The organism is Streptomyces fragilis, assembly GCF_003112515.1.
GTDB lineage: Bacteria > Actinomycetota > Actinomycetes > Streptomycetales > Streptomycetaceae > Streptomyces > Streptomyces fragilis.
In genome coordinates, this window is the sequence record NZ_BEVZ01000013.1 from 47,788 (window position 1) to 67,748 (window position 19,961).

General features: G+C 73.1%; 20 protein-coding genes. 10 read left to right on the forward strand and 10 right to left on the reverse strand.

What is annotated here, in order from left to right:
- Nucleotides 1-31: 31 nt before the first annotated feature.
- Nucleotides 32-1,033 carry a pyridoxal-phosphate dependent enzyme gene (locus tag Sfr03f_RS29430; protein ID WP_108957271.1) on the reverse strand — a complete coding sequence of 334 codons (1,002 nt, stop codon included), beginning with the start codon at nt 1,031-1,033 and terminating at the stop codon, nt 32-34.
- A 310-nt stretch (nt 1,034-1,343) separates the two neighbouring features.
- On the opposite strand from Sfr03f_RS29430, the gene Sfr03f_RS29440 reads away from it, so the two are divergent.
- Nucleotides 1,344-2,513 (forward strand): GHMP family kinase ATP-binding protein, encoded by a 1,170-nt coding sequence (locus tag Sfr03f_RS29440; RefSeq protein ID WP_308216775.1) that lies wholly within the window; start codon nt 1,344-1,346, stop codon nt 2,511-2,513.
- A 13-nt stretch (nt 2,514-2,526) separates the two neighbouring features.
- A complete protein-coding gene (locus Sfr03f_RS29445; RefSeq protein WP_108957273.1) occupies nt 2,527-3,708 on the forward strand; it encodes an acyl-CoA dehydrogenase family protein in 1,182 nt (393 codons plus the stop codon).
- Between the two features lie 111 nt (nt 3,709-3,819).
- On the opposite strand, the gene Sfr03f_RS29450 is transcribed toward Sfr03f_RS29445, so the two are convergent.
- Nucleotides 3,820-4,368, reverse strand: a complete 549-nt coding sequence (locus Sfr03f_RS29450) for a hypothetical protein (protein ID WP_108957274.1) — start codon at nt 4,366-4,368, stop codon at nt 3,820-3,822.
- Nucleotides 4,369-4,433: 65 nt separating this feature from the next.
- Nucleotides 4,434-4,856: a YjbQ family protein gene (locus Sfr03f_RS29455; RefSeq protein WP_108957275.1), complete on the reverse strand. Its 423-nt coding sequence runs from the start codon at nt 4,854-4,856 to the stop codon at nt 4,434-4,436.
- A gap of 80 nt (nt 4,857-4,936) precedes the next feature.
- On the opposite strand from Sfr03f_RS29455, the gene Sfr03f_RS29460 reads away from it, so the two are divergent.
- Complete coding sequence (locus tag Sfr03f_RS29460; protein WP_108957276.1) at nt 4,937-6,022, forward strand: NAD(P)-binding domain-containing protein; 1,086 nt, start codon at nt 4,937-4,939, stop codon at nt 6,020-6,022.
- Nucleotides 6,023-6,260: 238 nt separating this feature from the next.
- Nucleotides 6,261-7,442 carry a M48 family metalloprotease gene (locus Sfr03f_RS29465; RefSeq protein ID WP_159105759.1) on the forward strand — a complete coding sequence of 394 codons (1,182 nt, stop codon included), beginning with the start codon at nt 6,261-6,263 and terminating at the stop codon, nt 7,440-7,442.
- 23 nt (nt 7,443-7,465) lie between these two features.
- Here the strand turns inward: Sfr03f_RS29465 and Sfr03f_RS29470 are convergent, their stop codons facing one another.
- Nucleotides 7,466-9,268, reverse strand: a complete 1,803-nt coding sequence (locus Sfr03f_RS29470; protein WP_108957278.1) for an ABC transporter ATP-binding protein — start codon at nt 9,266-9,268, stop codon at nt 7,466-7,468.
- A gap of 196 nt (nt 9,269-9,464) precedes the next feature.
- On the opposite strand from Sfr03f_RS29470, the gene Sfr03f_RS29475 reads away from it, so the two are divergent.
- From Sfr03f_RS29475 to Sfr03f_RS29485, 3 genes are all read left to right on the forward strand, one after another.
- Entirely contained in the window at nt 9,465-9,923 is a 459-nt protein-coding gene (locus Sfr03f_RS29475; RefSeq protein ID WP_108957279.1) for a MarR family winged helix-turn-helix transcriptional regulator, read from the forward strand.
- A gap of 167 nt (nt 9,924-10,090) precedes the next feature.
- Nucleotides 10,091-10,555 (forward strand): DUF5709 domain-containing protein, encoded by a 465-nt coding sequence (locus tag Sfr03f_RS29480; RefSeq protein ID WP_108957280.1) that lies wholly within the window; start codon nt 10,091-10,093, stop codon nt 10,553-10,555.
- A gap of 5 nt (nt 10,556-10,560) precedes the next feature.
- Nucleotides 10,561-10,833: a type B 50S ribosomal protein L31 gene (locus Sfr03f_RS29485; protein ID WP_108957291.1), complete on the forward strand. Its 273-nt coding sequence runs from the start codon at nt 10,561-10,563 to the stop codon at nt 10,831-10,833.
- Between the two features lie 47 nt (nt 10,834-10,880).
- Here the strand turns inward: Sfr03f_RS29485 and Sfr03f_RS29490 are convergent, their stop codons facing one another.
- Together Sfr03f_RS29490 and Sfr03f_RS29495 are read right to left on the reverse strand one after the other, a co-directional pair.
- Nucleotides 10,881-11,846: a YihY/virulence factor BrkB family protein gene (locus Sfr03f_RS29490; protein ID WP_108957281.1), complete on the reverse strand. Its 966-nt coding sequence runs from the start codon at nt 11,844-11,846 to the stop codon at nt 10,881-10,883.
- 129 nt (nt 11,847-11,975) lie between these two features.
- Nucleotides 11,976-12,770: a metal-dependent hydrolase gene (locus Sfr03f_RS29495; RefSeq protein WP_108957282.1), complete on the reverse strand. Its 795-nt coding sequence runs from the start codon at nt 12,768-12,770 to the stop codon at nt 11,976-11,978.
- 145 nt (nt 12,771-12,915) lie between these two features.
- Here Sfr03f_RS29495 and Sfr03f_RS29500 point away from each other — a divergent pair, with 145 nt between their 5' ends.
- The 3 genes from Sfr03f_RS29500 (at nt 12,916) to Sfr03f_RS29510 (ending at nt 17,027) form a co-directional block, all read left to right on the forward strand.
- Nucleotides 12,916-15,456, forward strand: a complete 2,541-nt coding sequence (locus tag Sfr03f_RS29500; RefSeq protein WP_372514403.1) for a DEAD/DEAH box helicase — start codon at nt 12,916-12,918, stop codon at nt 15,454-15,456.
- A 94-nt stretch (nt 15,457-15,550) separates the two neighbouring features.
- A complete protein-coding gene (locus Sfr03f_RS29505; protein ID WP_108957283.1) occupies nt 15,551-16,417 on the forward strand; it encodes an acyl-CoA thioesterase in 867 nt (288 codons plus the stop codon).
- A gap of 181 nt (nt 16,418-16,598) precedes the next feature.
- Nucleotides 16,599-17,027: a PPOX class F420-dependent oxidoreductase gene (locus Sfr03f_RS29510; protein WP_108957284.1), complete on the forward strand. Its 429-nt coding sequence runs from the start codon at nt 16,599-16,601 to the stop codon at nt 17,025-17,027.
- A 6-nt stretch (nt 17,028-17,033) separates the two neighbouring features.
- Here the strand turns inward: Sfr03f_RS29510 and Sfr03f_RS29515 are convergent, their stop codons facing one another.
- The 4 genes from Sfr03f_RS29515 to Sfr03f_RS30440 all read right to left on the reverse strand — a co-directional run bounded on the left by Sfr03f_RS29515 (nt 17,034) and on the right by Sfr03f_RS30440 (nt 19,155).
- On the reverse strand, nt 17,034-17,663 hold the full coding sequence (locus Sfr03f_RS29515; RefSeq protein ID WP_108957285.1) for a GTP-binding protein: 630 nt from the start codon (nt 17,661-17,663) through the stop codon (nt 17,034-17,036).
- A 154-nt stretch (nt 17,664-17,817) separates the two neighbouring features.
- Entirely contained in the window at nt 17,818-18,159 is a 342-nt protein-coding gene (locus Sfr03f_RS29520) for a DUF742 domain-containing protein (protein WP_245967835.1), read from the reverse strand.
- 256 nt (nt 18,160-18,415) lie between these two features.
- Nucleotides 18,416-18,871: a roadblock/LC7 domain-containing protein gene (locus tag Sfr03f_RS29525; RefSeq protein WP_108957286.1), complete on the reverse strand. Its 456-nt coding sequence runs from the start codon at nt 18,869-18,871 to the stop codon at nt 18,416-18,418.
- Nucleotides 18,868-19,155 (reverse strand): hypothetical protein, encoded by a 288-nt coding sequence (locus tag Sfr03f_RS30440; RefSeq protein WP_159105760.1) that lies wholly within the window; start codon nt 19,153-19,155, stop codon nt 18,868-18,870. Before Sfr03f_RS30440 ends, Sfr03f_RS29525 begins: the two co-directional genes overlap by 4 nt.
- Nucleotides 19,156-19,961: the final 806 nt, after the last annotated feature.

The following is a 19,961-nucleotide window of genomic DNA, read 5'->3' on the forward strand; positions in this document are numbered from 1 at the left end:
GGTACGGGCGTCGGGTGGCAAGGGCGGTCGTTCAGACCTGGGGCGTGCACAGGTCCGGCCAGGAGCCGGTCGACCAGGGGTGCGCCAACTCCTCCAGCGAGGTGATCTCGTGGGGCTTCAGCAGGTCGACGTCCTGGGCGAGCGCGTGCTGCGCGAAGGCGCTCTCGACATAGCGGTGTCCGGTGTCGGCGGCGATGAAGAGATGGGTGCGGGAGGGGTCGCGTCGGCGCTCCCACCGGGCGGCCAGATGGGCGGCGCCGGCCGACAGGCCCGCGAAGATGCCGGTGCCGCGCAGCAGTTCGACGGCGCCGGAACGGGCGTGGTCGAAGTTGACCCAGTGGATCCGGTCGTAGAGGTCGTGCCGGACGTTGCGGAAGTCGATGGCGCTGCCGATGCCCGCGATGATCATGTCCGGGTCCGCGACGTGTGCGGAGCCGAAGGTGACGCTGCCGAAGGGCTGTACGCCGACGAGCGTCACGTCCCTGCCGGCCTCCCGCAGGTACGTGGTGAGCGCGCCGGTGGAGGCGCCGGATCCCACCCCGCCCACCAGGGTGAGCGGCCCGTCCGGCACCTCGCGGTCGATGGCTGCGGCGACGTCGCGGTAGCCGTGGTAGTGGATGCTGTCGTGGTACTGCCGCATCCAGTGGTAGGAGGGGTTCTCCGCGAGGATCTCGGCGATGCGGCGCACCCTCGACTCCTGGTCGAGGCGCAGGTCCTTCGACGGCCGTACCTGTTCCAGCGTGACGCCGAGGATCTCCAGCTGCACCCGCAGCGTCCGGTCCACGGTGGTGGAGCCGACGATGTGGCACTTCATCCCGTACCGGTGGCAGGCGAGTGCCAGCGCGTGCGCGTAGATGCCGCTCGAGCTGTCGACCAGCGTGTCGCCGGGCTGGACCTGTCCGGTCTCCAGGAGGTGGCGGACCGCCCCGAGGGCCGAGTAGACCTTCATCGTCTCGAATCTGAGGCAGACCAGGCCCGGTTGCAGGTCCACCAGGTCCGGCTTCTTGATCGCCTCTGCTATGTGTGCGTGCACGTCCGTCTCTCCGTCAGGTCGGCCTGAGCGCATGGCAAGTGACTGGGCCGTTGGGCGATGGCGATGCCGTACGCCTCCCGCGCGCTCCCCGCGGCCCCTTCCGCCCAGGCCGGTCGACCGGAGGGCGGTCGACTGGAGGGCGGTCGGCTGGCGGGCGGTCGGCCGGAGGGCGGACCGGCGGCCCGGGCCGCGAGCATCACACCGAATGAAAATGATTGTCAAGTCAGATAGTGTGGCGGACAGCCGTCGCGCGGCCCTCCCACCGCGGCGCCGCCACGGCCTCAACACCCCTGCCCTGGAGGAGATTTACGTGACGCGACTCGACACGACGACCGAGCGAGGAGTCGCTTCGCCCCAGCCGGGCGACCGCCCTGCCGGAACCGGCACCGCCTTCGGAACCTTCGGTGAACTGCTCCAGGGCGCACTGCCCGAGAGGGACGGGGACTTCCTGGTGACCCTCCCCGTGGCCCGCTGGAGCATGGCCACGTTCCGGCCGTTGCCGGGCGCCACCGACGTCACCGTCCACCCCGCCGGAAAGGCGAAGTCCCTCCGGCTGGCCCGGATGATCCTGGAGGAGTCACCTCGGCCCACCGGCGGACTGCTGACCCTGCACAGCCAGATACCCGAGGGCAAAGGCCTGGCCAGCTCTTCCGCGGACCTGGTGGCCACGGCGCGGGCGGTGGGCCGGGCCGTGGCCACCCCCATGCCGCCGGCCCGGATCGAGCGCCTGCTGGCGCGCATCGAACCGACCGACGGGGTGCTCTACCCGGCGATCGTCGCCTTCCACCACCGCACGGTCCGCCTGCGGCACACCCTCGGATCGCTGCCCGCCATGGGCGTGGTCGGCATCGACGAGGGCGGATCCGTCGACACCGTCGCCTTCAACCGGCTGCCGAAACCCTTCTCCCTGGCCGACCGGCACCGGTACGCACACCTCCTGTCCCGCCTCACCTCGGCCGTCCGCCGCCACGACCTGGCAGAGGTCGGCAGGGTGGCCACGCGGAGCGCCCTGATGAATCAGGCCCTGCACCCCAAGAGGTCGCTGCAGCCCCTGCGGGAGATCTGCCGCGAGATCGGCGGCCTGGGGGTGGCGGTGGGGCACAGCGGCACGACGCTGGGGATCCTGCTGGACGCGACGGACCCCGCGTACCCCCACCGCGCCGCGGCGGCGGCGCGCGCCTGCGCCGACCTGGGACACGCGGCGACGGTGCACCGGACCCTCAGCTTCCCCGCCGCCCGGCGCTCACGGCCCTCCGGCCAGGGCCGCCCGAACGAGATGGCCACCGGTCCCTCGTTGCCGCTGGGTCCGTCAACCTTCCTGTCCGGGCCCGAGGCCCGGCGGCTGCGAACCCCCTTCACCACTCTTCCGCAGACGGCGGACCACCCGCGTGAGACGATCGCGCCTGGCGGCCACACTTCGACCCTGGGCGAGCAACCCCCGTTCGCAGCAACTGATATGACGTCACGTCAGCACCGGTGAGGGGACCTACGGCATGACAGGCACGGCTCGACTGCACCTCAGCCCGGAACTGCCCGCACTGCTGGACCGGATCGACGCGCTGGGCGGGTCGCTCGACGCGGGCGCGGATGCCGCGGAGGACCTCGGCAGGCTTCCCGAGCACACCGCACGGGCCCTGCTGGACACGGGGATCGTCGCAGCGGAGTTGCCGAGGAGCCTCGGTGGGCACGAATTCGCGCCCCTGCAGCTGATCGAGACGGTCGAGCGGCTCAGCTACCACGACGCGGCGGCGGGCTGGACGATGTTCGCACTGCAACTGGTGACCGGCTCCACCGCGGCCTTCATCGGCGACGCGGCGGCGGCCGACCTGTTTCCCGACGTCGCCGGCGGGGAGTACGCGCTGGTCGCCGGGCACGGCACCCGGCCCGGCCGCGCCGTCCCGGAGAAGGACGGCTACCGGGTGAGCGGGAACTGGCAGTTCGCCTCCGGAATGGCGCACGCCACGCACGTCCACAGCCTGATCCAGGTCGAGGGCACCGGGGAGATGCGGATCCTCACCATGCCGAAGTCGCAGGTGGTGCTCGACGGCAACTGGGACGTGCTCGGACTGCGCGCGACGCACAGCATCGACTACCACTGCCACGACGTGTACGTCCCGCACGAATACACCTACCTCGCCACCACGACCACTCCGGTCAACGGCGATGCCGTCTACCGGCTCGGTCTGGTCAACATGGCCGCGATCGGACACACCGGCTGGGCGCTCGGCGTCGGACGGCGGCTGCTCGACGAGCTCCGGAAGGTCGCCGGGGCCCGCACCGGCACGCGCGGCGCCGCTGTCGACACCTCCCAGTTCCACGCGGAGTACGCGACCGCGGAAGCCCGGCTCCGGTCCGCCCGGGCCTGGGTGACCGAGGCGTGGCGCGACTTCGAAGCCACCCTCGACGCGGGCGACCTGCTCAGCACGGAACAGGACACCCTGCTGCGCCTCGTGCTCAACCACGCCACGTCGACCGCGCGGGAGGTGGGCGGCACGGTCCACCGCTGGGCGGGCTCGGCGGCGATCCGGCGCGGCCCGATCGACCGCTTCCTGCGCGACCTCCACACGGGGACCCAGCACATCACCTCGAGCCCGCTGGTGCTGCAGCACTGTGGCAGGTGGCTCAGCGGCCCCCGGCCCGAGGCGCGGTGGAACTTCCTCGACCTGACCGGGTGACGCCCCACCGCGTCGGCGGCGTCTCGCGCGGAGGACGACCGGCACAGCGCCATCGGGGTTCCGGCCGGACGAACCCGGAACCCCGACGAGGCCGACCGCGTCCGGCGGACCCTATGCGGTCCCGGTCCTCAGTGAGACCTCGCAGTCGAGTGTCTGCGTGAACTGCCTGTCGTCCTGCTGGTACGCGAACCGGCATTGACGTGCGTTGCCCCGAGGAGGCGCGACGATCTTCATCTTGGCGACGAAGAAGATGTCGCTGGACGTATCTGCGCCGACTTTCACCGGATCGTCGATGTAATTCTTCAGCTGCGCGAAGTCCGGCATGTCCGCTTCGCCCTCGCGGGCCAGCAGGGGGAGCCCTTCTGTGTCGTTGAGGTCGAAGGCGCCGTATCCGAGGATCTCGATGCCGTCCGGAACGTGCAGCACGGACACATCGGTGATCTCGATCGGCTCACGGCTGGTGTTCTCCGGAACCGGGAGGGCGAACCACCAGGTCTCACCCACCTTGGCGTGGTCGTGCCCGACGACGCCGCTGGACTGGGCGCCGTCCGTGCTCAGCGCGGTGCCGGCGCTCGCCTGTCCGTGCGAGGGGGAGCTGGCGCTGAGCAGGGCGGCGGCGAGCAGCAGCGCGAGCGGTGCCCTGGTGCGGGTGGAAGACACCAGGCTTCCCCGAGACCCAGACCGAGACCGAATCATTCTTTCCCCAGATGTCGTGCCGGTCCTGGTCAGCCGAGGAAGCTGAGACGGACCTGGCGGTCGGCGTTGTCGACGTTGGTGTCGACCAGGCACACCGACTGCCAGGTGCCCAGTTCCAGGCGGCCGCCGATGACCGGGAGGGTGGCGTGGGGCGGGACGAAGGCGGGGAGGACGTGGTCGCGGCCGTGGCCGGGGGTGCCGTGGCGGTGCTGCCAGCGGTCGTCGGCCGGGAGGAGGTCGCGGAGGGCGGCGAGCAAGTCGTCGTCGCTGCCGGCGCCGGTCTCGATGACCGCGATGCCCGCGGTCGCGTGGGGGACGAAGACGTTGAGGAGGCCGTCACGGCCGGCGGCCGCCTCGCGGAGGAAGTCCTCGCAGTCGCGGGTGATGTCGGCGACGCGCTCGGAGGAGCCGGTGGTGATGTGCAGGACGCGGGAGCTGAAACGGTCTGGCATGGGGCCATCCTGACGCATCCGCCCCGCGGGGGAAGAGAGGCGGTCCCCCGGTCGTTCGCAGGGATGTGGAAGAGCAAGGGATGCGCGGGACCGAGGTCGTGGTGGTGGGCGCCGGGCAGGCGGGGCTGTCGGCGGCGTACCACCTGCGGCGCGCCGGGTTGACGCCCGGGCCGGGCTTCGTGGTGTTGGACCACGCGCCGGGGCCTGGCGGTGCCTGGCAGTTCCGGTGGCCGTCGCTGACGTACGGCAAGGTGCACGGGATGCACTCGCTGCCGGGCATGGAGCTGACCGGGGCGGATCGGGCGCGCCCGTCGTCCGAGGTGATCGCCCGGTACTTCGAGGAGTACGAGCGGGCCTTCGGGCTCGAGGTGCTGCGGCCGGTCGAGGTGCGGGCGGTGCGGGAGGGCGAGGGCGGGCGGCTGCGGGTGGAGACCTCGGCCGGGGTGTGGTCCGCGCGTGCCCTGATCAACGCCACGGGCACCTGGGACCGGCCGTTCGTGCCGCGCGTACCGGGCCAGGAGACGTTCCGCGGGCGGCAGTTGCACACCGTGGGTTACCGCGGGCCCGAGGAGTTCGCGGGTCTGCGGGTGGTGGTGGTCGGTGGGGGCGCCTCGGGGACGCAGCACCTGCTGGAGCTCGCTCCGTACGCGGCGGCGACGGCCTGGGTGACGCGGCGGCCGCCGGTCTTCCGTGAGGGCCCGTTCGACGAGGACGCGGGGCGGGCGGCCGTGGCCATGGTGGAGGAGCGGGTCCGGGAGGGGCTGCCGCCGCGGAGCGTGGTGTCGGTGACGGGGCTGCCGCTGAACGACGCGATCCGCGAGGGCTTGCGCAGCGGGGTGCTGGACCGGCTGCCGATGTTCGACCGGATGACGCCGGAGGGCGTGGCGTGGGCGGACGGGCGGGCCTTCCCGGCGGACGTGGTGCTGTGGGCGACGGGGTTCCGGCCGAGCGTGGGCCATCTGGCGCCGTTGCGGCTGCGGGAGCCGGGGGGCGGGATACGCCTGGTGGGCACGCGCGCGGCGGCGGACCCTCGGGTGCACCTCGTGGGGTACGGCCCGTCGGCCAGCACGATCGGGGCGAACCGCGCGGGGCGGGCGGCGGTGCGGGAAGTCCGGCGGCTGCTGGAGGGCGGCCCCGGGAGCCTGGACACGGCGGAGGCGGCCTGACCTCGACGACGGCGGACGGCGAGGGGAGGCAGGCGCGGGGTGTCACGGCGGCCACGGTCGTATCAGGGGGGACCACGAGCGGCTCCCCCGGGCGGGCGGCCCGTGCCGAGACGGGGAACCTCAAATCCAGCCCCGTATCCGAACCTGGACCTTGTCCTCGTCCGGCATCGCTGATCAGATCAACGCCTGGTCACGCCAGATAACGCCACCACAGACGCGTGCCACCATGGGGGGAAAGATGACGATCGACCACTATGTGCGAACGGCAGGCGACGCGCGTGTCAGGTCCGCGACAGTAGCCGCGTACGCGGTCGCGGGCGTCTTCCATGTCGTCACGGCAGGGTTGTTCGCCGCCGGTCTGTCGCTGACCGTGCTCGGCTTCAGCACCGTGGTGCAGCCCATGATCGGACTGCTCCTGCTGGCACTGACTCTCACGCTCCGCCCGCGTCCGCAGCGCCTCGACACGGATCTGCCCACGCTACGGGAGGCCGACGCGCCGGCTCTGTTCGCGCTGCTGCACCGGGTGGCGGACAGCACCGGAGTGCGACGTGTCGAAGCGGTCCAGCTCACCGCCGGCTTCTCCGCGCGCGTCGTCCACCACGGGTTCCGCCGCAGGCGGTGTCTGGCCCTGGGCCTCCCCCTCTGGGTCGGCTGTCCTCCCCAGCAGCGGATCGCCGCCGTGGCGCAGGCGTTGGTGGAGAGCGGCCCCCGCAACGTGCGGCGCGGCGTGTTCGTGGGCTCGGCCCTCGGGGCGTTGCGGGGCGGGGTGCGGGCCATGGGAGCGGGTGGGTCCCAGGCCTCGGCGCGCATCGACGTCCATGCGTACCGTGCGGACGAGATGGCGGCGGGGGTCGCCGTCGTCCAGGCGCGCAGCCGGGCGACGGAGCGTGTGCTGTGGCTTCCGCGGATCGCCGCGGCAGCGTGCGCCCGCCTGCTGCTGAGGCTCACGCGGCCGTCCGTGAGGCAGGCGCGGCTCGCCTCGGACGAGGCCGCGGCAAGGACGGCGTCCACCCGGGCCACGCTCGCCGCACTGCGTGACCGGCAGCTGGCACGCGCGATCGACGTGGAGATGCACCGGCTGACCGTCGAGAGGAAGAGCTACGCGAAGACTCGCGGCGCGGCCTCCGGGCGGGACGAGTTCTGGGACGGCGTCGCCCGGCATGCGGAGCGTCTGCGGGAGCGGCCGGACGCCGCCGAGGCCGGCCCGCCGTCGGAGGCGGAGAGCGGGCGCCGCCGGTTCCGGCCCGCTGTCGAGGACACCGACGCGTGGCGCAGGGCCCGGCTGGCCCTCGGCCCGCAGCACCCGGCGACGATCACGCTCGACGAGGCCGACCGCGTCCGCATCGAGGACGAACTCCGCCCGTCCGCCCGAGTGGTGGAGCGGCTGGTGCTGCGCGACGGCGTCACCCGGACTGCGTAGGACGCAGCGCCCGGCGGCCCCGGTCACCCCCCGGCGGTCTCCAGCTGCGTGTCGCGGCGGACCAGCGCGGCGTAGCGGCCGTCCATGCGGAGGAGCTCCTCGTGGGTGCCCCGTTCGACCACGCGGCCGCGGTCGAGGACGACGATCTGGTCGGCGCCGCGGACCGTGGACAGCCGGTGGGCGATGGTGATCGTCGTGCGGTTGGCGGAGAGCGCGTCGATCGCCTCCTGCACCGCGCGTTCCGTGCGGGTGTCCAGGGCGCTGGTGGCCTCGTCGAGGAGGAGGACCGGCGGGTCGCGGAGGATGGTGCGGGCGATGGCCAGCCGCTGCTTCTCCCCGCCGGAGAACCGGTGGCCCCGCTCGCCGACGACCGTGTCGTAGCCGTCGGCCAGCTGGACGATGTGGTCGTGGATCTGCGCGGCGCGCGCTGCCGCGTGGAGTTCCTCGTCCGAGGCGTCCGGCTTGGCGAAGCGGAGGTTGTCGGCGACGGAGGCGTGGAAGAGGTAGGTCTCCTGGGAGACGACGCCCACCGCGCGGGCCAGGGTGTCGAAGTCGAGGTCCCGGACGTCCACGCCGTCCAGCGTGACCCGGCCGCCGGTGACGTCGTAGAGCCGGGGCACCAGGTGGCCCAGGGTGGACTTGCCGGCGCCGGTGGTGCCGACCACGGCCAGGCTGGCGCCCGCCGGGACGTCGATGTCGATGCCGGACAGCACCGGCTCGCCGTGTTCGTCGTAGCGGAACTCGACGTCCTCCAGCCGCACCTCGCCCTTGACCCGGTCGAGGCGGACCGGGTCGGGGCGCTCGGTGATGTCGACGGGGAGGTCGAGGTACTCGAAGATGCGCTGGAAGAGGGCGAGCGAGGTCTGGATCTGCACGCCGGTGGACAGCAGGCTGACCGTGGGGCGGAACAGCCCCTGCTGGAGCGAGGTGAAGGCGACCAGCGTGCCCAGGGAGACGGCGGGGCCGCCGAGGTGGAGGGCGAGGCCGGCCGTCCAGTAGATCAGGGCGGGCATGGCGGACATGACGATGCCGATGACGGCCATCCGCCACCGGCCGGCCATGTTGGACCTGACCTCGAGGTCGACGAGCTTCTCGGACTCGTCGGCGAAGGAGCGGGTCAGGGAGTCGGCGCGGCCCATGGTGCGGCCCAGCAGGATGCCGCTGACCGACAGGGACTCGGTGACGGTGGCGGCCATCACGGCCATCTGCTTCTGCCGCTTGGTGGTGATCTTCTTGCGTTCGTCGCCGACCCGGCGGCTGATCCAGACGAAGACCGGCAGCAGGAGGAGCGAGACGACGGTGAGCCGCCAGTCCAGCGCGAGCATGGCGACGACGGTGGCGATGACGCCGGTGAGGTTGGAGACCAGCGACGTCACGGTCGAGGTGACGGTGGCCTGCATGCCGCCGATGTCGTTGGCGATGCGGGACTGGACCTCGCCGGTGCGGGTGCGCGTGAAGAAGGCCAGGGACATGCGCTGCAGCCGGCCGTAGACGGAGGTCCGCAGGTCGTGCATCACGCGCTGGCCCACGGTGGTGGAGATCAGGGTCTGCAGCACGCCGAAGACGCCGCCGAGCACGGCGCTGACGATCATGCCGAGGACCAGCAGGCTCAGCAGGCCCGTGCGCTGCTGCGGCAGGGCGACGTCGAGGATCTCGCGGAGGAGGAAGGGACTGGCCACCGACACCAGCGAGGAGGCTCCGACCAGCACGGCGACGACCGCCAGGCGCCCCCGGTAGGGGCGGAACAGCCGCAGGATGCGGCGTACCTGCCGCGGACGGTCGGGGTCGGCGGGCGGTGGGGTCCAGTCGATGCGTTCGGGGCGCATGGGCTCCTCAGGGCGGACGGGGGCCCGGTGGCAGGGCCGGGGAGTGCTGACGCGGGAGGGCGGACGCGGAGGAGTGACGAAGGGGGCTGAAGCACGCGTTCCGGGGCATGGAGACCCAGGACCGCCAGGATCGTCACAGAGCTTAGCTCATTGTTACCCATACTCACAATGAACACCGTCCTGATATCGTTCCGCCATGACGCTTCCCGACTCCGACGGGCTTCTCGCCGAGCAGCTGCTGCGCCTGACCCGCCGTGTCCACCGCATCCAGAAGCGCCACCTGGCGCAGCAGGGCATGGCCATCACCCCGGCCCAGTCCCGTCTGCTGCGCGCCCTCGCGCCCTATGCCACGCCGCCGCGGATGGCCGATCTGGCGGAGCGGCTGGAGGTGGTCCCCCGGGCGGTGACGACCCTGGTGGACGGGCTGGAGGCGAGCGGGCGGGTGCGCCGCGTCGCGGATCCCGGCAACCGCCGGGTCACGCGGATCGAGCTGACCGACGAGGGCCGGGCGGCGCTGCGGGAGCTGCGGGCGGCCCGGCGGGCGGCCGCGGAGGAGATCCTGGAGCCGCTCACGCGTGAGCAGCGGGAGACGCTCGGCGGCCTGCTGGACACGCTGATCGACGGCTCCCCCGCCCACCGCCCCGGTTCCGCCTGAGCCGGCCTCACCTCGGCCCCCCACCGCCCCGGCTCCGCCTGGGCCTCACCTCGGCCGCCCGCCGTCCCGGGACCGCCCGCGCCCGTCCCACCGGCGCGGTTTGCGCCGCACCCGGCCCCGGTGGACGCTGGAAGAAGTGAGCGGCCGCTACTGGGCTGGAGGTAGTCGTGGGCATCGCCGACGGACCGGGGGACGACGTCTATCAGCCCGACGCGTCCGAGATCCAGGACGATTCGGGGCTGCTCGACGTCGAGGACACGCTGGAGACCGACGACGTCGACGACCCGCTGGACCGCGGCTGGTCCCCGCCGGAGAAGCCCTGGGGGGTCGAGCAGACCGGGGAGACGGCGGCCGAGCAGCTCCGGGGCGAGTCGCTGGACGAGCGCCTGTCGAAGGAACTGCCGGACGGGCCGGACCTGCGGCTGGACGGCGACGGCATCGGTGACGCGGTCGACACCGACGGGGAGCCGGTGGACGGGGAGGTCGGCAGGGCGCGGGCCGGTCGCCTGGTCGCTCCCGACGAGGGGTTGCGCCGGGACGAGGAGGCGGTCCTGGCCGCCCGTGACGTGGGCATCGACGGAGCGGCCGCGTCCGCCGAGGAGGCGGCCGTCCATCTCATCGACGAGGAGTGAGGCTCGTGCAGCAGGACAAGCATCCCGAGTACCGTCCAGTGGTCTTCCGCGACCGGGCCGCCGGTTACGCCTTTCTCACCAGGTCGACGGCGGACAGCGACCGGACCATCGAGTGGGACGACGGCGAGACCTACCCGGTGATCGACGTGGAGATCTCGTCCGAGAGCCACCCCTTCTACACGGGCAAGGCCCGGACGGTGGACTCCGAGGGCCGCGTGGCGCGCTTCGAGCGCCGCTACGGCGGGGCCGCAGGATCGGAAGGGTCCGGCTCCGCCTGACCGCGCCGGCACCGCCCCGGCGGCGAGGTCCGGCGACCACGGAGTCCTCAGTCGCCCGGTCCGGGGTCGGGGCGTACGGCGGAGTGGAGGCCGGCGCGGGCCGCCTCCAGCTGCGCGGCGAAGGCGATGCCGAGGAACAGGGCGATCCCGGTGAGGTTGGCCCACAGCAGCAGCGCGATGAACGCGGTGAGCGGCCCGTAGACCGCGCCGAAGCCCGCGCTGTTGCTGACGTAGAGCTCGAGCAGGCCGGTGGCCGTCACCCAGATCACCAGGTGGACGGCGGAGCCGAGGGCCAGCCAGGTGTATCCGGGCTGACGGCGGCGGGGCGACCAGCGGAAGATCACGGCCGAGGCCGTCCAGGACAGCAGCAGCCCCAGCGGGATGTCCAGCGGGGCCCACCACCGCTCGCCGCCCGGCAAACCGAGGGACTCCGCCACGGCCCCGGCGACCGCGTCGCCCGTCACCAGGACGAGGAAGCCGAGCACCATGGGCAGCCCGGCGGCCCCGGCGAGGACCAGGGCGCGTCCGTACTTGTGCGTGACCGGCCGGTCGCGTTCGATGCCGTAGATGCGGTTGGCACCCCGCTCTATCTGCCCCATCGCCGAGGCGAGGTTGATCACCGCGAACCCCAGGCCCAGCACCAGGGCGAGGTTGCTCCACACCCCGCCGTGCGCGGTGCGCCGGGTGCCCTCGAGGACCTCCCGGACGATCCCGTCGCTGGTGCCAGGGACGATCCGCTGGAGGGTGAGCTCGATGACCCGGCCGATGTCCTCGGTGTGCGCCGAGGTGGTGAGGCCGACCAGCGCCGCCGTGAAGGGCACCAGGCCCACGACGACCTGGAACGCCAGGGCGCGTGCGTTGGTGAAGCCGTCGGCGTACCGGAAGCGGCTGAAGGAGTCGACGATCAGCCGCCGGGCGCCGCCGTACTTCCGGAGGGCGACCAGCGCCTCGTCGCCGGAGAGTTCCTCTCCGATCATGTCCCGCGTCTGGGGGACGTGGACGACGGTTCCCATGGTGTGAGGTCTCCTCGGCTGGGGGGCGTTCCCCTACTCCTGCCCCCGGCCGCCCCGCCTCACCGCGCCGCCCGGCCTCACCGCCCGGCCTTACCGTATCGACGCGGCGCCCGCGGCCTCCCGGGAGGCTCAGAGGTAGCCGAGGGCGAACGCCGCGGCCACGCCGCCGGTGAGCATGAAGCCGGGCATGAGGACCCGGATCTCCACCCAGGCGCCGGCGCGGAAGCGCATCGGCTTGGGCGGACCCAGCGGGTACCAGCGCCTGCGGCCTATCGGGATCGGCCACAGCACGGGGCAGCCGGAGACGGTGAGCGCGTCGCCGAGGCAGTGGACCAGCGCGCCGAGCACGATCGGCAGGCCCAGCCACAGGTATTCCTGGTCCGGGCCCTCGAACAGCCAGGCGGAGCCGTTGCCCGGCCGGTCCAGGATCCCCGCGATGATCCAGGAGCTGGTGGCGGCCAGCAGCCACACCAGCACGTCGGCGCTGGAGCCGCGGGTGGCGCGCCACAGCAGGCCCTCGATGGCCAGCACCATGTGCACGAAGAGGATGAACAGCACGCCCCACCGGTCCCCCAGCGTGGCGATCGCCGCCGAGCCGGCGCCGATCAGGAGCGCCCACACCCAGGTGTGGGTCAGGGTGCGGTGGCCGCCGGAGCGCCGCGGGTCACCGGGTTTCCTTGTCGACTTGTAGACCGCGTAGGACAGCTTGTCGACGATCTCGCAGATCCACTTGGACACCGGCCCGAAGGCCCGCGAGATGGTGGCCGCCTTGTGGTCGAGGTCGGGAGCGAGGGCGGCCCCCGCGCAGATCAGTGCTCCGGCCAGCAGGACGGGCCAGGGCATCGGCTCGCCCCAGGCGGCCGCGGCCGCGCCGACGCCGAGCCAGGCGGCCGCGCCCGACAGAGCATGTGCTGGTCCCATCATGGCGTGCTCGCCCCGTTCCGCGATGTGCCGCTGTCGTCGCACGCCGCTGTTGTCGCTCGTCCCGCTGTCGCCACACGTCCGCTGTGCAGTTCAGCGGCACAGCGTAGCGGTGACGATCTTCGTCCGGGCAACCGATTCCCTGATCGTGACCTGGTCCGGGCAAGATGGGGACGTGACCCTCATCGATCAGTTGCCGCAGACCGCCGATCCCGACGCCCTCTACGAAGCCTTCGAGTCGTGGGCCCAGGACCGGGGCCTCACGCTCTACCCCCATCAGGAGGAGGCGCTGATCGAGGTCGTCTCCGGGGCGAACGTGATCGTCTCGACCCCGACCGGGTCCGGCAAGAGCATGATCGCGGCGGCCGCCCACTTCGCGGCCCTCGCCCGTGACGAGGTCACCTTCTACACGGCGCCCATCAAGGCGCTGGTCTCCGAGAAGTTCTTCGAGCTCTGCAAGATCTTCGGCACCGAGAACGTCGGCATGCTGACCGGCGACGCGTCGGTGAACGCGGACGCCCCGGTGATCTGCTGCACCGCCGAGGTGCTGGCCTCCATCGCGCTGCGCGACGGCAGGAACGCCGACGTCGGCCAGGTGGTGATGGACGAGTTCCACTTCTACGCCGAGGCGGACCGCGGCTGGGCCTGGCAGATCCCGCTGCTCGAGCTGCCGCAGGCGCAGTTCGTGCTGATGTCGGCGACGCTCGGCGACGTCTCGATGTTCGAGAAGGACCTCACCCGGCGCACCGGCCGGCCGACCGCGGTGGTCCGTTCGGCGACCCGTCCGGTGCCGCTGTCCTACGACTTCAAGTACACGCCGCTGACCGAGACGCTGACCGAGCTGCTGGACACCCGGCAGGCGCCGGTCTACATCGTCCACTTCACCCAGGCGCAGGCGGTGGAGCGGGCGCAGGCGCTGATGAGCATCAACATGTGCTCCAAGGAGGAGAAGGAGAAGATCGCCGACCTGATCGGCAACTTCCGCTTCACCACCAAGTTCGGCCAGAACCTCTCCCGTTACGTCCGGCACGGCATCGGCGTGCACCACGCCGGGATGCTGCCCAAGTACCGGCGTCTGGTGGAGAAGCTGGCGCAGGCGGGTCTGCTGAAGGTCATCTGCGGCACCGACACCCTCGGCGTCGGCGTCAACGTGCCCATCCGCACGGTGCTGTTCACCGCGCTGACCAAGTACGACGGCAACCGGGTGCGCACCCTGAGGGCGCGCGAGTTCCACCAGATCGCGGGCCGGGCCGGGCGGGCGGGCTTCGACACGGCCGGCTTCGTGGTCGCGCAGGCGCCCGAGCACGTCATCGAGAACGAGAAGGCGCTGGCGAAGGCCGGCGACGACCCGAAGAAGCGCCGCAAGGTGGTCCGCAAGAAGGCCCCGGAGGGCTTCGTCGCCTGGTCGGAGAGCACCTTCGAGAAGCTGATCGCCTCCGACCCCGAGCCGCTGACCTCGCGCTTCCGGGTCACCCACGCCATGCTGCTGTCGGTGATCGCCCGCCCGGGCAACGCCTTCGACGCCATGCGCCGGCTGCTGGAGGACAACCACGAGCCGCGCCGGGCGCAGCTGCGTCACATCCGCCGGGCCATCGCCATCTACCGCTCGCTGCTGGACGGCGGCATCGTCGAGAAGCTGGACGAGCCGGACGCCGAGGGCCGCATCGTGCGCCTGACGGTCGACCTGCAGCAGGACTTCGCGCTCAACCAGCCGCTGTCGACCTTCGCGCTGGCCGCGTTCGAGCTGCTGGACCCCGAGTCGCCGTCGTACGCCCTGGACATGGTGTCGGTGGTGGAGTCCACGCTGGACGACCCGCGGCAGATCCTGCACGCGCAGCAGAACAAGGCGCGCGGCGAGGTGGTCGCCCAGCTGAAGGCGGACGGCGTCGAGTACGAGGAGCGGATGGAGCGGCTGCAGGAGGTCAGCCACCCCAAGCCCCTGGAGGAGCTGCTCTTCCACGCGTACAACACCTACCGCCGCAGCCACCCGTGGGTGGGTGACCACCCGCTGTCGCCCAAGTCGGTGATCCGCGACATGTACGAGCGGGCGCTGACCTTCACGGAGTTCGTGTCGCTCTACGAGCTGGCCCGCACCGAGGGCATCGTGCTGCGCTACCTGGCGAGCGCGTACAAGGCGCTGGAGCACACCGTGCCCGACGACCTGAAGTCGGAGGACCTGCAGGACCTGATCGCCTGGCTGGGCGAGATGGTCCGCCAGGTCGACTCCAGCCTGCTCGACGAGTGGGAGCAGCTGGCCAACCCGGAGGTGGTCACCGCCGAGGAGGCCCAGGAGAAGGCCGATCAGGTCAAGCCGGTCACCGCCAACGCGCGCGCCTTCCGGGTGCTGGTGCGCAACGCGATGTTCCGCCGGGTGGAGCTGGCCGCCCTCGACCAGGTGAACGAACTGGGCGCTCTGGACGCCGAGTCGGGCTGGGACGCCGACCGCTGGGGCGAGGCCATGGACGCCTACTGGGACGAGTACGAGGACCTGGGCACCGGCCCGGACGCCCGCGGCCCGCGCCTGCTGATGATCGAGGAGGACCCGGCCCACGGCCTGTGGCGCGTCCGTCAGATCTTCGCCGACCCGAACGGCGACCATGACTGGGGCATCAGCGCCGAGGTCGACCTCGCGGCGTCCGACGCGGAGGGCCGCGCGGTGGTCCGGGTCACCGACGTCGGCCAGCTGTGACGCCGCCCCTGCGGCGGAGCGGCACGGCAGGGACCGGCATGGCGAGGGCCGGAACGGTGAGGGCGGGACACGTGGACAGGAGAAGAGGGACGGCATGACGAATCCGGCGGAGGGCCTGGTCGATCTGCTCGACCTCGAGCAGATCGAGGTCAACATCTTCCGGGGCCGCAGCCCCGAGGAGTCGCTGCAGCGCGTCTTCGGCGGGCAGGTGGCCGGCCAGGCGCTGGTCGCGGCCGGACGGACCGTGGAGCCGGACCGGCCGGTGCACTCGCTGCACTCGTACTTCCTGCGGCCGGGGCGGCCCGGCGTGCCGATCGTGTACCAGGTGGAGCGGGTCCGCGACGGCCGGTCGTTCACCACCCGCCGGGTCACGGCGGTGCAGCAGGGCAGGACGATCTTCAACCTGACGGCCTCCTTCCACCTGCCGGAGGCGGGGCCGTTCACCCACCAGCTGCCGCCGGCCCGGAAGGTGCCGGACCCCGAGTCGCTGCCGACGGTCGCCGAGGAGATCCGCGAGCACCTGGGGGCGCTGCCGGAGCAGCTGGAGCGGATGGCGCGCCGGCAGCCCTTCGACATCCGGTACGTGGACCGGATGCGGTGGACGGCCGAGGAGGTCGCGGAGGCGGAGCCGCGCAGCGCGGTGTGGATGCGGGCGGTGGGGCCGCTGGGCGACGACCCGCTGGTGCACACCTGCGCGCTGACGTACGCCAGCGACATGACGCTGCTGGACGCGGTGCGGCTGCCGGTGGAGCCGTTGTGGGGGCCGCGCAACTTCGACATGGCCTCGCTGGACCACGCGATGTGGTTCCACCGGCCGTTCCGCGCGGACGACTGGCTGCTCTACGACCAGGAGTCGCCGATCGCGGTCGGCGGGCGCGGTCTGGCCCGCGGGCGCATCTACGACCGTGAGGGCCGGCTGGTGGTGTCGGTGGTGCAGGAGGGGCTGTTCCGGGCCATGTGACGCCCCCGGGCCGGCCCGGCGGGGACGTCGCGGACCCCGGGGCGGCCCGGCGCGGACGTCGCGGCACTCCTGCGACCGGGCCGTGCGCGCCCTGCCGCGGCCGTCCCCGGCCGGACGTCGGGCTGCCGGTCGGCGGCACGGTCCGGTGGCGGCGCGGGGCGGGTGTGCCGAGGATGGCGGTATGGCACACAGGATGACCGACCAGGAGTGGCGGACGTTCGTCACCACGGGGACGCGGACCGGCAAGCTGGCCACCACCCGGGCCGACGGCTCCCCGCACGTCGCACCCGTCTGGTTCGTGCTGGACGGGGACGAGGTTGTGCTGACCACGGGGGCGGGGACGGTCAAGGGGCGCAATCTCGCCCGGGACGGCCGGGCCGCGCTCTGCGTGGACGACGAACGGCCCCCGTTCTCGTTCGTCTCCCTCACCTGCCGGGCACGGCTCACCGAGGACCTGGACGAGCTGCGACACTGGGCCACCCGGATCGCCGCCCGCTACATGGGCGAGGAGCAGGCCGAGCCGTACGGCGCGCGCAACGCGGTGCCGGGGGAGCTGCTGGTGCGGCTGTCCGTCGAACGGGTCAGTGCTGTCGCCGGTCTCGCCGACTGACCGGGCTCAGCCGCCCACCGAGTCGAGCATCCGCGCGGTGTGCAGCCGTCCGGCGTGCTCCACCAGACGGATCAGCACCTCCTTGCCGGACTCCCGCTCGCGGGCGTCGCACAGCACGACGGGCGTGCCGGGGTCGAGGTCGAGGGCGGCCGACACCTCGTCGGGAGTGTAGGACCGCGCGCCCGCGAAGCAGTTGACGGCCACCACGAACGGGATGCCGCGGTGCTCGAAGTAGTCCACGGCCGGGAAGCAGTCCTCCAGCCGCCGGGTGTCGGCGAGCACCACGGCGCCGAGCGCTCCCTGCGCGAGCTCGTCCCACAGGAACCAGAAGCGGTCCTGGCCGGGGGTGCCGAAGAGGTAGAGCGACAGCCCGGCCCGGATGGTGATGCGGCCGAAGTCCATGGCGACGGTCGTGGTGGTCTTCTGGTCCACGCCCGCGGTGTCGTCGATGCCGCGGCTCGCCTCGGTGAGCAGTTCCTCGGTGCGCAGCGGCCGGATCTCGCTGACCGCGCCGACCAGGGTCGTCTTGCCCACACCGAAGCCGCCCGCCACCAGGATCTTGAGCGCCAGCGGGTTCGCGGCGTCCGGGGCGCCGGTCGCCCCGCCGGAGGGGGTGTCCGTCTGCTGGGGGGCCATCGATCACTTCTCTCGGGTGTCTCGGGCGAGCGGGTCGCCGCGGGAGGACGGTCACGGGTGGGGGGTCGGTGCGGCGGTCGGGGCGTGCACGACTGACGACGTTGATGAGCTCACGTGATCATAGAACTCGGGGTGCCGGAAGTGGTCCGGCGGTTCACAGCGCGCGCAATCCCGCGATCACCTCACGCAGGACCCCCTCGTCGGGCAGCTGGGCGGGCGGCACCGGGCGGCTGACGGTGACGCAGCCGAGCTCCAGCAGGTCGCCGAGGAGGACCCGGACGACGCCCACGGGAAGGTCGGAGCCGGCCGCGAGTTCGGCGACCGACTGGGTCTCGGCCCGGCACAGTCCGAGCAGCACGCGGTGTTCGGGTCCCAGGGCGGACGCGGCGTTGGAGGGCGCCTCGGGGTCGAGGGAGATGAGGGCGATCAGGTCGAAGCTCGCGGCGGCGGGTCCGGCGCTGGTGCGGCCGCCGGTCATGGCGTAGGGGCGGACCAGCGGTCCGGCCTCGCCGTCGAACCACTGGCTCTCGTACCACCGGCCGCCGGTGCTCGGCTCCGCGGGGCGGTTCCGGTCGCCGTCGCGGTCCCGGCGGTTCCGGTCGCGGTCCCGGTCCGCGGAGCGGTTCCGGTCGCCGTCCGGGGACGGGGTGTTCACGCCGGCGTCCGCGTGTCCGTGCGGCCCGGTGTGCGGCGGATCGTGGGCCGGGTCATGGGTCGGAGGGTTCTCACGCATCCGGGAACGCGCCTTCCGGTCAGCCGGCGGGCGGCGGGACGGCCACCCGCGGCTGCTGGTGGAGGTGTTCGCCGACCCGCTTGACCAGCCTGGCCATCTCGTAGGCGATCAGGCCGATGTCGACCCGGGCGCCGGTCAGCACGGCCAGGCAGGAGCCCGCTCCGGCGGCGGCGACGAACAGCAGGCCGTCGTCCATCTCGACCATGGTCTGGCGCACCCCGCCGACGCCGAAGTGGCGGCCCGCGCCCTTGGCGAGGCTGTTGAAACCGGAGGCGACCGCGGCGAGGTGGTCGGCGTCCTCCCGGCCGAGACTGTTGGAGGCACCGACGGCGAGGCCGTCGTCGGAGAGCACGACGGCGTGGCGGACCTCGGCGGTCCGCAGCGCCAAGTCGTCCAGCAGCCAGTCGAGTTCCACGGACCGGTGGGGGCCGTCCGGCCCTGGGCCGTAGTGGACGGTGAGGGGGTCGTGGTTCACGCGGGGTCTCCTTCGCTGCTGTCGCCGGGGCGGCCGGAGCCGCCGGGGCCGCCGGTGCCGAGGTCGCCGGGGCCGCGGCCGGGGCCGAGATCGCCCATGCCGGGGCCGGGGTCGCCGGGGCCGCGGCCGGGTGGGCGTCCACCGCCGCGCACCCAGCCGTCGCGGTAGGCGGCCATGCGGTCACGGACGGCCTCGGGGGTGCGGTCCTCGGCCGGTGCGGGGGTGGAGGCGGCGGAGCCGAGGGGGCGCTGCCTGAGCTGCGGGGCGAGGTTGTGCTGCCGCACCCGCCGGGGCAGGCCGCCTTCCGCCGGCGCGGGGTGCGCGGCCGGACCGTCCCCGGCGGCCGGGGTGACACCGGGTCGGGCGCCGCCGGACGGGGACGCCGTGGAGGGCGCGTACGTTGGCGCGCTCGGGGGCGGGGCGAGGGGGCCCGTGCGGGGCGTGCTCCCGGCGGTGCGGGCTTCCGTCCCGGGCGGACCGTCCTGCGGCCCGCGCGTCGGGTCGCCGAGCGGGGCACCTGGTGTGATGCCGGACCAAGCGGCGGACGTGCCGCCCGGGGCCGCGTCGCCCCTCCCGGCGGACAGGCCGCCCGGCAGACGGTCGGACACCGGCCCGGACGAACCACCCCGCGCCGCCGCGGGGTTGCCGCCCGGCAGCGCAGCGGCCTGGTCGCCCGCCGCGCTGCCGAACGAACCGGCCGGCCCCGCAACCGCATTGCCCCCTGGTGTCGCAGCGGCCCGGTCGCCCGGCGTGCTGCCGGAGTGACCGCCGGGCGCCGACCCGGACCAGCCGCCGGGTACCGCCCCCGGCGAACCGCCCGGCGTGGTGCCGGAGTGACCGCCCGTCGCGGTGCCTGACGGCTGGCCAGGCGTCGCCCCGAACGGCCCTTCGGACAGGCGGCCAGGGCCGGTACCGGATGCGCCGAGGGACCGCGGTTCCGGCGTCGCGCCAACGTGACCGCCCGCTGCCATGCCGAACCGGCCGCCCGATAGACCGTCCCCGGACACCGCACCGGACGAACCACCGTCCGGCGTCCTTCCGAGCGAACCGCTTTGCGTCGCACCAGTGTTACCGCCCTGGCCGGTGCCGG